Source organism: Paenibacillus sp. FSL M8-0228 (assembly GCF_038007385.1).
In the GTDB taxonomy this organism is placed as follows: domain Bacteria; phylum Bacillota; class Bacilli; order Paenibacillales; family Paenibacillaceae; genus Paenibacillus; species Paenibacillus polymyxa_D.
Genome location: NZ_JBBOXA010000001.1, coordinates 2096765 through 2109654, shown reverse-complemented (window position 1 = coordinate 2109654; position 12890 = coordinate 2096765). Strand labels below are relative to the sequence as shown.

Sequence of the window (12890 nt, the reverse complement as noted above, 5' to 3'; positions counted from 1 at the left end):
GATCTGCTTAAATAGGATTAATAGAATGTGCAAAAAACACGAATATGTATGCTAATTATAGACAGGAGGAATCGTTATGCAATTTGAGACAAAACGGCTCATCATTCGTGATATTTGTACATCCGATTGGGGAAGTATACATACCTACACGTCATTGCCTGAAGTTACTAGGCACACAGCATGGGGACCCAATACAGAAGAAGATACAAAGGCATATATAGAACAAGTTCTAGCCTCACAGCAGGAAATGCCACGACAAGACTACGAACTAGCCATATGTCTGAAAAACACTGGAATCCTGATCGGCGGTGTTGGTATTCATGTCAAAGATACTAATGCAGAAATGGGCTATATTCTAAACCCAGATTATCAAGGAAAGGGTTATGCAACAGAAGCGGCACGAGCCCTGCTAGGCTTTGGATTTAGCACACTTGATGTCCATCGTATTTATGCAACATGTCGTCCAGAAAATAAGGCTTCTGAGAAGATTATGCAACAGATCGGAATGCAACGTGAAGGTATAATGCGAGAACACTGGTACTACAAAGGCGAATTTCACGATTCATATTTGTACTCTATTCTTTCTGAGGAATATAACAGGACATAAAAGGTATTGTTTACATCTTGGGAAGCATGTTGCTGCGATAAATTGATAGTAAACCATTTTGACTATCTAGTTTGAAAATATATATCGTTGGAAATAGGTGTTGTTAAGAACGTGTCTGAGCCATTCTATGAGGAGTTTTAACGACAAATAGGTTCGAGGAACTTCTCTGAACGATACAATTTTTAATTAAGGAGGGAACAACATGGAAGCTTTTGCAGAATATTTAGCGCATATTGATAACCCCCAACATCGGGCTCGAACGCAAGAAGTATTGGCTTGGGTAACCAAGAAATTTCCAAATTTAATGCCAAAAATTGCGTGGAATCAGCCTATGTTTACGGATCACAGCACATTTATTATTGGCTTTAGCGTAGCCAAACATCATTTGGCCGTTGCCCCTGAAAAGGCAGGGATTAATCATTTTTCTGAGTTAATTGTGCAGGCTGGCTATGATCACACCAAGCAGTTGGTACGTATCCAGTGGGATAGTCCAGTTGATTTCTCATTACTTGAGAAAATGATCGAGTTTAATATTTTGGATAAGGCAGACTGTTCAACCTTTTGGCGGGAATAAAAAAAGGTTCCTTTTCTCGTAAAACTATACACCGAGCATCACAAATAAGTGTTTTTCTTCTCACCCCCTCTACCATCCTTCGAAATCTCATCAGGCTAATGCCCCTTAAAGCGGCTTTATGCTATAATGTGGAAAGTATGGATTGTTACATGCACAGGAGGATTGGAGAAAAATGATTGGGAAATTTTTAATTTTCTCTCTACTATGGAGTTTGCTCGGCAACCCGTTTCTGGCACTGCTCGTACTCTTAATCGTGATCTATATATTGGATCGTAGCTTTGTCGGTGTATTGCCCAGCATCAGCAAACCATGGAAAAGAAGACGCAATGCCGCTCGATTGCGCCAACAGATTGCGCTAAACACCAACGATGTGGCTGCTAGGTTCGATTTGGCTCGTATCTGGATCGAAAGCAAGAAATATCCGCAGGCTTTGGAGCTCTTATTGGAAATTCAATCCCGTTATGAAGACTCAGCAGACTATTGGAACGCACGGGGAACGGCTGAAGTACATACAAACCATCTGGAGGATGGAGAACAACATTTACTAAAAGCACTGGATATTAACCCGCGGGTACAGTACGGTGAGCCTTATTTGCATTTAGCCGCTGCTTTCAAGGAACGTGACGTCAATAAGTCGCTTCATTATCTGCAGCAATTTCAGGAGATTCAGTCTTCTTCCAGCGAGGGTTATTATCTGACAGGCTTGATGTACCGTATGCTGGGACGCAAGGATGAAGCCACTATAGCCTTTAACCAGTCCATTGCCGTCTATCGCTCTCTACCCAAATACCGCAAACGAAGTGAGCGCAAGTGGGCTGCGCGTAGCTTATTTCGTAAATCAATCGGCTAAACAGCGCCTACTAACGCAAACAAAGAGGTTCATAATGGTCAGTTTCTACTGTCATCATGAACCTCTTTCTTTAATATACTTTGTCTGATCCAAAGCATCCTCTCACGCTCGCCTTAATGGCGCATAACCAAGCCGATTCAACTCTTCCGCAATCACGCGATAACCACGACTGTTCGGATGCACCCGGTCTAACGAAAGTAGTGCCCGTTCATAGCCCTCAAATGCGGGATAAATATTCGCCACCCGGTAATTCGGTCCGCCTAATGTATAGAGAAACGAGTTGTACTGACGCACATATACTCCCGCCTCCCTTACTTCTGGAAAAGGATTATATAATCCCACCATTCGAATAATAAATGGCTCACGCTGACCGGACTTTATCTGATACAGGGCATGTACAATTTGGCGTACATGTTCTTTTGTGTGATTCAACGCTTGTGGAATGGAAGAACCCGATAAGCCGGACCCTCCAGCAAGGGCGCTGATGTATGGGCGCAGATCATTCCCGCCGATCGTTACCGTTATAAGTTCAGCCCGGCTGATCGCCGACCGAAAAAGTGGATTGTTTCGGACCATGGACAGCAACTCCTGCGATGTCAGCCCGTTAATTCCCAGATTCTCGTAACTGACTGGCGTACGCAGATGTCTTTCTGCCATTCGCCGATAGATAGGTACAAATCCGCCGCTCAGCAACGTCCCTGCACCTGTTGTTAAAGAATCTCCAATCGCTGTGTAGTGGTACGCCAATGAAACCCACCTCCCTCTTTCTGCATAACATATCTTATGTAGAAAGAGGGACGCGGGACCCGGAGATTCGCTTATTCTTCGTCTATTTCATATACACAATGGAATTGCCCACCATCCGGCAAATCCTCTGATCCATACACGGCAAAGCCCACGTTGCGGAAAAAATCTGCCCCCTCCGCATCCGTGTCCACAGTAAGCCGTTTTGGATTACGCTCCTGAATGAGCGTAAGTAGCATACCTCTGGCATATCCTCTATGACGGTTTTCAGGCAACACGGCCAGATGGCGAATTACAGTTGTTCCATCCTCCTGGTCCTCAAAGCCGACAATACCTACAATAAGTCCTTCATCTTCTACACCGAACAGCTTCCAGTCATCCGAGGCTTGATAGGTACGTAAAACTGCTTCTCCGCGTTCAGGGTGATCCAGCACGGCGTAGGTTAACAGCTCCAGAACTTCCTCACGATCTGAATCTATTTTTATATTTTTAAACATTGTTTGTCGTCTCTCCTTAATATCCTAAAATTAGGATTTCACTCTAATTCTCCATAATAAGCAACGGCCAGTTATCAAGCCATTGCTTCTCAAATACACGCTGACGATAAGCCGTTGTGTGACGAAACAAAGGGCTTTGTCGTACCCGCATATCCAGCAGATCTTCCAATCCATGCGGACAAATGACCTCTATTTGATCCTTGTCATTCAATCTAACCGCCACCGCCGTTGCCGTCTCTGGCCAGCGGCTCATCGCATCCTCTACCGAGGAATAAGGAGCCTCCCCGTTGCGAAAATGCATCCGAGCCTGATTTTTGACAGACCAATTACGTCCGGCCTGCTTACGGTTCAAGGACAACTCTAGATACTCATCTCGTTCCTCTAGCGTGTTTTTCGGGTCAAAATAGATAACATCTATATCGTTTAAAGGTGTAGCCGTTGTATACCCATGGAGCTTGTCCCAAACGCGGTTACGTACATAGCCTGCGGCAATACATCCTTGCGGCAACTTCAGCTCTCGCACATAGCGCAAGTCTTCCAGTACCTGCGGATCATTCATATATTGTATGACTCGTAGCACATCTTCTTCCGACTTCATCCTGCACTCAACTCCCTTTTTATGATGACAGTTGCTGCACCGATTCTCCTCCTTGAGCCGCGATCCGTGCTGTACGCTGCACCAGGCGGCGGCGTGCGACCAGAAGGAACGGAATGCCAATCACAACCGACAGGGCAACCGGAACAAAAACAACAAGCGGCGCCGTTTGACCATAGATATCCAGCAACCAGCCACCAAATAAAGGAGCCAGCACGCTTCCCAAATTATTAAAGCCGATTGTACCGAAGTAGGTCCCTTTATATTGAGCATCTGCAATTTGGTCAATCAATACGTCCAGCATCGTGAACAATAACACTTCACCAACCGTAAACAGCACCATATCCAGTATAAACATCCAGCCTGAGTTTAGCATACCGCACAGCAACAGGCTGACCGCAATACATATATTCCCTGCAATCAGAGAATTCACCGGGGAAAATCGGCTTGCCAGCCGCACCAGCGGATATTGAAATGCCAATACACAAACCGCGTTGACCGTCAGCATATATGTAAACCATCGAGTTCCTTCCGCGAAGGATAAGGACAAGAATTGAGGCATTGTGGAATTGGAATGCGCATAGCCCATCACACAAAATACCGTTCCCAGCAAAATCGGCATAAACACCGGATCACGGCTGGCTGTACGGAATGCCTCAGCCATTCGCAGTGGAGCCTCTCTCGCCGTTGTACCTATATGCAGATCCGATGCATAACGGGCAAATTGGATCAACAACAGTACTCCGTATAGTGCGTACACACCAGCAGCTACCATGAACGGCGTACCATTGGATGCAGATCCTAACATCAAACCAAGCAACGGCCCTGCCACTACCCCAACATTAATGGCCGCATATCTCATATTATAGATAAGCAGTCTTTTCTCCTTGGGGGTTACATCTGATAACAGCGCCCGCGAGGTTGGCTCGAACAAGGACCTGCACAGTCCATTTAGAGCATTAATGACAAAAAAGGCCCAGGCCGCTTCCGCCAACGCAAAAGCAACGAATACAAGCGCCCAGCTCGCAATGGACACCAACATCACCTTACGCCGTCCGATTCGATCTGAAATATATCCACCGTAAAAGCTGGCAAAAATGCCGACCAACGAGCTTACCGACACGATCACCCCCGTATGAAAGGGGGACACTCCTAAACGGGTGGTAAGGTAAATTGACAAAAACGGGATACTCATGGATGTCGCCATCCGCCCGAAAATAGTACCGACAATAATCGTCCAGGCCAGCGGGTGAATGGAACGCAACTGTTCTTTCATATATGCCTTTACGTTCTCCTTCCGCGTGCAAGTCTAATAAAGGGGGGGGGAAACGGTCTAGCACTGGTGAATATAGCGTTCCAGTTCTAAACACGTTGCTTGATAGACAGATTGGAGCGCAGACAACTTCGCTTTCGCATTCTCGAGTCGGTTCTCCCGTGCAAGCTGTTCAATATCCGACAGCAACGAGGACAAACGCCCGACACCCAGACTCACGCTGCCTGATTTCAACTCATGAGCAGCCTCTACTACTTTTGTGACTTCGCCCACAGCAGCCAGTTCTCTTAACCTATTGATTTTGGCAGGTGTATCACTTGTATACATTTCGACCAATGACTCCAGTAGTGCCGTGCTGCCATCCTCGTCCAGCAGCATAATTTCACGTATAACTTCCTTATCCAAAATCGGCTCGGTTTCCGGCTTTGGAAGCCATTTGACAAGCTTTTCAGAGAGCTTTTCAATCGTTACTGGCTTTATCAAGTAATCGTTCACTCCAACCTCCCGGCCCCGTGCCTGATCCTCCTCAGACACATTCCCGGTCAAAGAAATGATCGGTACAGGTGGTTGCTGGTTTTCTGCTTCCCGCTGGCGGATCGCTTTTGCCGCATCATGACCATTTAGCAGAGGCATGTAATGATCCATTAGAATACAAGCGTAGGATCGTTCGGAGGCCGCTTTTACAGCAGCTTGTCCATCCTCAGCAAAATCAATATGCTGGAATCCCAAATGGTTAAGCTGTAATTGCACCACCTGACGATTTACCCGATTATCCTCAGCCACCAAAATAGTTAGAGAATGACTATGCTCACGCAGCAACTCGCTAAATACCTTTAAATCACCATTTTCACGCTTCTCCATTTCGCCTGCCTGCTCCAATCCTTTCATGAGGGGAATTTCAAACCAGAACGTGGAGCCTTGGCCTTCTGTACTGACGACCCCAATTTCTCCCTGCATGAGTTCCACAAATGAACTGCATATCCATAGCCCTAGACCCGTTCCTCCATATTGGGAGGCGCTGCCTTCACCGGCTTGTACATAAGGCTGAAACAGCTTATTCTGATCCTCCGGTGAAATCCCAATACCCGAATCCTGCACCTCAAACCGAACACGTTGGGAGTCTTTTGTTTCCTCCACTAATTTTGTTCGAATGATGAGCAATCCTTCACTCGTAAATTTATTCGCATTGTTCAACAGATTGAGCAAGATCTGCATGATCCTTGCCGAATCTCCCTCCAGATGCTCTGCCACACCGGTATCGGTCTCTATACTCAACCGGTTACCCATCTGATAGATTTGCGGCTCCAACAACTGAGCAACATGGCTCATAATCGCCTGAACTCTGACGTTTCCGATCTCCAGTTCCATCTGTCCTGCTTCCACTTTGGATATATCAAGCAGATTATTAATCATGTTCAATAACAGGGAGGCTGACTCACGTATCACACCGATGGCCTGCCGTTGATCCGGGGAAAGTTTGGATGAACCTAACATTTCGATCATTCCAAGTATTCCGTTCATTGGCGTTCTGAATTCATGACTAACCACAGCCAGAAAAGTGCTCTTTAGGTCATTAGCCCGTACCGCTTCTTCCTTCGTCCGTGATAATTCCACATTGCTTTTGGCAAGCTGACGCTGCAGATTAACCAGCTCGTTGTTCATCGCTGAAAATTCATTCAGCAGCTTTTCTTCCTCAGCCTTGCTTTTCACTATCTCATCCGTTAATTGTTCGACCGTTTTCCGCAGAACAGCCATTTCTGCTGTCGGTTCCTTCATATTAAAAGGCCCCCTTTACAAAATGACTTACAGGTTCACAAAACCAACCTTATTTCCTGAGCGAAAGTAAGTCACCCGCAACCTCCAGCGCTTCTTCCGCACCTGGTGCGTATCCGTCCGCCCCTACTTCTTGCCACAAGAGGGAATCGAGATTAAAAGGCAAGCCTCCGACCATAATTTTCACATGGCTAGTCGTTGGGTCTTGCCGAATGAGAGCAATCAACTCTTTCACTAGATGGACATGGTAAGCCATGGTAGCTGAGATAGCCACTACATCCGCCTTGTAACTCACAATGGCCTGAAGCAAACTCCGGTTAGGTACATTGGCGCCTAAATAATACGTATCCCAACCATCCATTTCAAATATATCAGCCAGCATACGCACTCCAATTTCATGCTGCTCGCTGCCTACACACGCCGCCACCAGGCAGCGTTCCTTACTTCCACTCCCCATCCATCTGGGATACAGGCTTGAAATAATAAATTGAGTCACGGCAGTGCAAAAATGCTCTTGACCGACGGTGATTTTGCCTTCATGCCATAGACGGCCTATTTCATATTGCGAAATTTGAAAAATATATTTATACGTATGTTGAATAGAGATACCCTCATCCAGCAAGCGAACGATCCAATCCAAAGCCTGTCTGCGATTACCTGAGAGTAAATATTCCAAATATTGAGCCACGTCAGCAGCATAGGGATTATCACCTGTAATAAAAGAGGCATACTCCTCTTTCTTCCCAATTTGCTGTATCCCCAAATCCAGGTGCTCCAGCACCATGACTTTATTCGTATGATCGAAGTGCTCTACCAACGTCTCCTGGATTAATCTGAAATTGATGCTCAAATCTTCTTGGGTTATCCCGAAACCCTCCAGAAGCTTTTTTAACCAAGAAACATACTGTGTAAATAAAATAGGGCTGTTCATGATTACACTTTCAGCCAAATAGTTCAAACTATATATGGAATCCTGTTTTGTCTTTATTTTACCGTTATCCCCAAAACGCTGCAAAAGATCGGGCTGTAATTCGTATTGCTTATGGGTAACTAATTCAGCCAAAGCTCCTGCTTGCATCAATAGCGATTCACCTGCGGTGTATTGCTGTATACTCATGTACAGCTCCTTCCCCGACAAGGTTTTGTATTCGAAACAGGTACTGGGAATTTGTTCCGGACGTGACTATTAGACAATTATACCTGATTTGCGTCTCTACATTAACCCTACTCCCCCATAATACGACAAAAAAATAAAATACCGAAAAGTCGGTATTTTATCTAAAGCAGATTTAACCTGCACATGCACAATTTATGATCCGTTACTCTTCTGCCCCTCAGCCGTTAGTCCAAGCTTTTTTAACAGATGAATAGCCTGCTCCTTCTCTTCCACGGATAAGCCATCCACGGTCTCCATAATAACACGATGATGCTGCGGGAATATTTGCTCAAAGAAATGACGTCCATCATCAGTCAATTCTGCATAAATCACACGCCGATCATCTTGCGAAGCACGACGGGTAAGCAAGTTTTTTTTCTGAAGTTTATCTACCACGTACGTAATATTCCCACTAGAGATTAGTACCTTTTCTCCAATTTTCTGCAAAGGCTGGGGTCCCCGATAATACAGCAGATCAAGCACACCAAATTCTGTTGTATTTAATCCATGACTATGAATGTCCCGATTCGTACGAGACGTGACCGAATTATAAGCACGAGCCAGAACAACGAACAAATTAAGTGCTAGGTCCTGATCATCTGGTTTTACAGACATATTAACAGCCTCCGTTACTCATATCTTTATTCCAAGATATCTTAATTGTGCGCTTTTGTCAAGTTTAAGCGTTCCTCCCCCTACTCCTACGGCCTAAAAATGGAGGAATTGTCGTCTATTATGTGAAGATTACAGTTCATTATGTAAAAAAAGTCCGCTCTCAGCCAGTCTTAACACACTGATTCAGAGAGCAGGACGATTATATTGCAATCCCTAACTTCTTACGTAAAAATACGTAGGCAATACGGCCGCATAATACTCCCAGAACATTCAGTATGATGTCATCCACATCCATTGTACCTGCGCCCAGCAGCATTTGGGACACCTCAAGAATGACCAGTGTGATCACTATCGTTAACAACAGACTGCCTATACTTCGCATGGACACCCAAATGATAGGCACAAGGATACCGAAGGGAATGAATACGCCAATATTACCGAGCAAATTAACACCCCATACCCGAAAAGGAAACGACTCCATTGCCCGCCAGTATTGCCTGATCGTATCAAACGGCACAATATTATACGAATACGGGGGTCCTGGCCGTAATGTACGACCAAAACCGAGAAACATCCAATATAATAGAAGTCCTGTATATAAAATCAATAACACCAATGCCACATGATGAAGCAGACGGGTCCTAGACATTACTTGTTACGGACGTCGATCTGTCCATTGGCCCGTGCGATAATCACCTGGTCCGCCATATTAATGAACAGTCCGTTATCGACTACTCCCGGAATTTGGTTCAAGCGGATTTCCAACTCCTGCGGATTCTCAATCGTACCATAGCGACAATCGGCAATATAATTACCGTTATCCGTAAGGTAGCGCTCGCCGTCTTTCATACGCCACTCCGCTTTACAGCCCGTCTGCCGCAAGGCCTCCAACGTCCATTCACTGGCAAAGGGTACGACCTCAACAGGTAAAGGAAATGCACCCAGCACCTTCACATCCTTGGACTCATCGACAATAATAATTAATCGGTCGCTATTGCTTTCCACAATTTTCTCTCTCAGTAAGGCTCCGCCTCCACCTTTCACCAGCACCAGCTGCTCATTCACCTCATCTGCACCGTCGATGGTAACGTCAAGCCTTCCAATCTGATCAAACGGAATGATGGGAATTCCCAGCTCCCTGGCCTGATCTTCCGACGCTTGGGATGTAGCTACAGCCTGTATATGTAATCCTTGCGCTACACGCTCACCAATTTTTTGAATAGCCCAAAAGGCTGTCGAGCCTGTACCAAGTCCTACTTTCATGCCGTCCTGAATCGCCTCAACTGCTTTTTCGGCCGCTTTTTGCTTCAAATTCATTATCATCTCTCCCGCTATATAGGCTAGTATTGATCATCATCCATTTTATAAGAGAACGCTTTATATTAACAGAGACAGCTTTTTACCATAACAAAGGCTGTTTTCATCGTGTTCATACTCCCCAAATCGTTCAATAGGTTCGTATCCCCGCTTGGTATAGAGAGCAATCGCTTCAGGTTGAGCCGCTCCGGTCTCCAATTTAATCCTTACAACTCCCCGTTTTCTGGCTTCCTCTTCCAAAAAAGATAATAGGCTCACCGCAATCCCTTGTCTGCGATAAGAGGAATCGACATAAAATCTTTTAAGTTCCATTTCTTCCGCATCTATAGGCCTAAGCCCTCCACAAGCCACCGGTTTTTCGTCCACATACACAACAGCGAAAAACATTTCTTTAACTTTCGGATTGGAAAAATCAACCAAGTAAATTTCATCGGCAGGATACCTTTCCAGCAAGTCCTCATCCAGCCTTTGAATCAACTTATGCAGATCCTCGTGATTACTCTCAACCTTTAAAATCGTAAGCTTGGACATTCTTCTTATCCCTCTTCTCTTTGCATGGATATAAAGACTCATTTGCAAACAATTCACAAAAACCGCGATAAATCAAGCATTTACAACGTTAAATATGAAAAATGTCCCAAATTGATAAGTGCATTTGACTCTATTATAAAGTATGATGGTTTCTGTTGAATAGTTGCTTATGGACTGTAATGAATTCAAATCTCAAGTTGAAGTATAAATTGGAATATACTGAAACACAGACAGCGTTTACCTATTAAAATTAATTTTTTATTGTGTAAGGTATTCATTTCAAGGGCTTTTCGTACGACATATATATAGGGATATCATACTTGTCTGTAAAAGGACTTAAGACCTATTACATAAAATTCAAGGGTCTATGATCTCGATTATTTTGTTTGTAAGGGGGACTTGATTATCTCATTCGATAAGCGGTTCAACACCATATACAAAAAATACAACCAGGGAGTGGAACATTTTGAAAAAGTGGAGTAGCTTATCATTCTTCACCAAAAACCTATTATTATCCTTCTTCAACATCGTATTGATTGGGCTAGTTCTTATTGTGTCCAGCTATTTGATCCAACGTACGATTTTGATAGACCAATTGCATGGGCAAGTGGAAAAAATCACATTGAAGTGGGCCCAGGGCATTAATTCCGATGAAGTAACCCAAGCGGTTCAAGAGAAAAATTATGATGGACCCATTCAAACCAAACTCCGCGCGTACCTAGATAACATCATGGCGACGAATCCAAATATCTCTCATGCCTATATTTTCGGGACGGAGCTCGAAAATGGCAATCTGACATCTATTGTGGCGATGCCAACGGATCTCAGAGAAGCATTTGAAAAAGATAAGATGCTCGTTGGCTCTATGTATGAGCAACCCAATGTCGTGGCAGTAGGCGTAACCGGTATGCTGGACAGTGGCAAACCAACATTCACCAGCTTCTACGATGATACTTTTGGTACATGGACGACTTTGATGACTCCGATTAAAGATCCAAGCGGCAAAATCTTTGCATATTTTGCAGTCGATGCAGATGCCGGTGCCGTACCTGCAGGATTGACCAAGCTGCTCATTAGCGGCGCTACCATTTTAGTGATTTTCCTACTGATCTGCCTGGCGCTTCAATATTGGGTTGTGAAACGTACGCTGTCCCCGATTAAGCAATTGATGTACGGTATCAGCGAAGTAAGCAGAGGAAATCTGGATGTTCAAATTCATGCAGGTCATGATGATTTGGGACTCGTAAATCAGAATTTCAACGATATGGTAAGTCATATTAACAGCATTATGACTAAAGTGAAGCAGACAACTGATGAAGTCAATGAATCCGCCAAAGAATTACTCGCAATCTGCGAACAAAACGGAATCAATTCCAACATCATCAATCAAAACATCAGTGAAATCACGGAGAATATCCGTTCGCAGGAAAAAGCAACAGGCGATAGTGCACGTGCCATGGCTGAAATGGCTTCGGTCATTCAAAATATTGCCACGAGTTCTTCCAATGTTGCGGAAGAAGCCAATTCGGTAGAGAAACGCTCTAACGAAGGCAACGAGATTGTAAGTAAGGTATCATCCCAAATGCACTTGATTACCGATACAGTAACCAATACTTCCCGTATCATCAAGTTGCTGGACAGTCGTTCGCAGGAAATTGGCAATATCATCAGTACCATTTCAGGCATCTCCAGTCAAACCAACCTGCTCGCTCTGAACGCTTCTATTGAAGCTGCGCGCGTTGGTGAAGAAGGTAAAGGCTTTGCCGTCGTTGCCAGTGAAGTACGTAAGCTGGCAGAACAATCTGCGGAGGCAACCAAACAGATTACATCACTGATTGAAGAAATTCAAAATGAAATCGGACAAGCTGTGAAATCGATGGAGCAAGGAAACGTTGAAGTTCAAAACGGAATCGTCGTTGCTGGACAAGCAGGCGTGCTGTTCAATGATATTCTTCAAGCAACTAAAAATGTAGCATGGCAAATCCAAGAAGTATCCAGCGCTACTGAGCAAATATCTGCGGGTACACAGGAAATGACAGCGACAGCAGACGATCTTTCTTCCACTGTAACCAAAACAGCCAATAACAGTGTTCACATTGTGCAAACGGTGGAGGAACAAAAAGCTTCTTTGGATTCGATTATTGATTCATCCCATAAATTGACATCCATGTCTGAAGAGCTTCAAGAAATTACATCTTATTTCAAAATTGCAGACACCAACCGTAGCAAATCATAATAGCCATTTATCGACTTAAAGTTAATTTCATAGTTAATCATTCATTCGGTAATGCCTCCCTCCTGTTCATGCATTTGAAGGGAGCGAGGCATTTACTGAGTTTACCATTTATATTAAGACAT

14 protein-coding genes are annotated in these 12890 nt (G+C 44.5%); 4 read left to right on the top strand and 10 right to left on the bottom strand.

Annotated features, from left to right (window positions below; genetic code table 11):
* The first annotated feature begins 76 nt into the window (after positions 1–76).
* From MKY98_RS09890 to MKY98_RS09880, 3 genes are all read left to right on the top strand, one after another.
* The gene (locus MKY98_RS09890; protein ID WP_029514756.1) at positions 77–607 is read left to right on the top strand and encodes a GNAT family N-acetyltransferase; all 531 of its coding nucleotides are present in this window, start codon (positions 77–79) and stop codon (positions 605–607) included.
* A gap of 202 nt (positions 608–809) precedes the next feature.
* Positions 810–1181 (top strand): iron chaperone, encoded by a 372-nt coding sequence (locus tag MKY98_RS09885; protein ID WP_029514757.1) that lies wholly within the window; start codon positions 810–812, stop codon positions 1179–1181.
* Between the two features lie 172 nt (positions 1182–1353).
* On the top strand, positions 1354–2031 hold the full coding sequence (locus tag MKY98_RS09880) for a tetratricopeptide repeat protein (RefSeq protein WP_029514758.1): 678 nt from the start codon (positions 1354–1356) through the stop codon (positions 2029–2031).
* Positions 2032–2133: 102 nt separating this feature from the next.
* Here MKY98_RS09880 and MKY98_RS09875 read toward each other — a convergent pair whose 3' ends face one another.
* The 10 genes from MKY98_RS09875 to MKY98_RS09830 all read right to left on the bottom strand — a co-directional run bounded on the left by MKY98_RS09875 (position 2134) and on the right by MKY98_RS09830 (position 10532).
* Complete coding sequence (locus tag MKY98_RS09875; protein ID WP_039274815.1) at positions 2134–2778, bottom strand: GDSL-type esterase/lipase family protein; 645 nt, start codon at positions 2776–2778, stop codon at positions 2134–2136.
* A 71-nt stretch (positions 2779–2849) separates the two neighbouring features.
* Complete coding sequence (locus MKY98_RS09870) at positions 2850–3272, bottom strand: GNAT family N-acetyltransferase (protein ID WP_039274816.1); 423 nt, start codon at positions 3270–3272, stop codon at positions 2850–2852.
* A 43-nt stretch (positions 3273–3315) separates the two neighbouring features.
* The gene (locus tag MKY98_RS09865; RefSeq protein ID WP_039274819.1) at positions 3316–3870 is read right to left on the bottom strand and encodes a nucleotidyltransferase family protein; all 555 of its coding nucleotides are present in this window, start codon (positions 3868–3870) and stop codon (positions 3316–3318) included.
* Between the two features lie 19 nt (positions 3871–3889).
* Positions 3890–5143, bottom strand: coding sequence for an MDR family MFS transporter (locus MKY98_RS09860; protein ID WP_029514763.1), 1254 nt, complete (start codon positions 5141–5143; stop codon positions 3890–3892).
* Between the two features lie 57 nt (positions 5144–5200).
* Positions 5201–6916, bottom strand: a complete 1716-nt coding sequence (locus tag MKY98_RS09855) for an ATP-binding protein (RefSeq protein ID WP_069011379.1) — start codon at positions 6914–6916, stop codon at positions 5201–5203.
* A 49-nt stretch (positions 6917–6965) separates the two neighbouring features.
* On the bottom strand, positions 6966–8030 hold the full coding sequence (locus tag MKY98_RS09850; protein ID WP_069011378.1) for a cobalamin B12-binding domain-containing protein: 1065 nt from the start codon (positions 8028–8030) through the stop codon (positions 6966–6968).
* Between the two features lie 192 nt (positions 8031–8222).
* Positions 8223–8684: a MarR family winged helix-turn-helix transcriptional regulator gene (locus tag MKY98_RS09845; protein ID WP_013309820.1), complete on the bottom strand. Its 462-nt coding sequence runs from the start codon at positions 8682–8684 to the stop codon at positions 8223–8225.
* 199 nt (positions 8685–8883) lie between these two features.
* Positions 8884–9333 carry a VanZ family protein gene (locus MKY98_RS09840; protein WP_069011377.1) on the bottom strand — a complete coding sequence of 150 codons (450 nt, stop codon included), beginning with the start codon at positions 9331–9333 and terminating at the stop codon, positions 8884–8886.
* Positions 9333–10001, bottom strand: coding sequence for a ribose-5-phosphate isomerase RpiA (gene rpiA / locus MKY98_RS09835; protein WP_039274825.1), 669 nt, complete (start codon positions 9999–10001; stop codon positions 9333–9335). The genes MKY98_RS09840 and rpiA overlap by 1 nt, the downstream gene beginning before the upstream one ends.
* A gap of 60 nt (positions 10002–10061) precedes the next feature.
* Complete coding sequence (locus MKY98_RS09830) at positions 10062–10532, bottom strand: GNAT family N-acetyltransferase (protein WP_069011376.1); 471 nt, start codon at positions 10530–10532, stop codon at positions 10062–10064.
* Between the two features lie 466 nt (positions 10533–10998).
* Between MKY98_RS09830 and MKY98_RS09825 the strand changes: the two genes are divergently transcribed.
* Positions 10999–12768: a methyl-accepting chemotaxis protein gene (locus tag MKY98_RS09825; protein WP_029514770.1), complete on the top strand. Its 1770-nt coding sequence runs from the start codon at positions 10999–11001 to the stop codon at positions 12766–12768.
* Positions 12769–12890 lie beyond the last annotated feature (122 nt).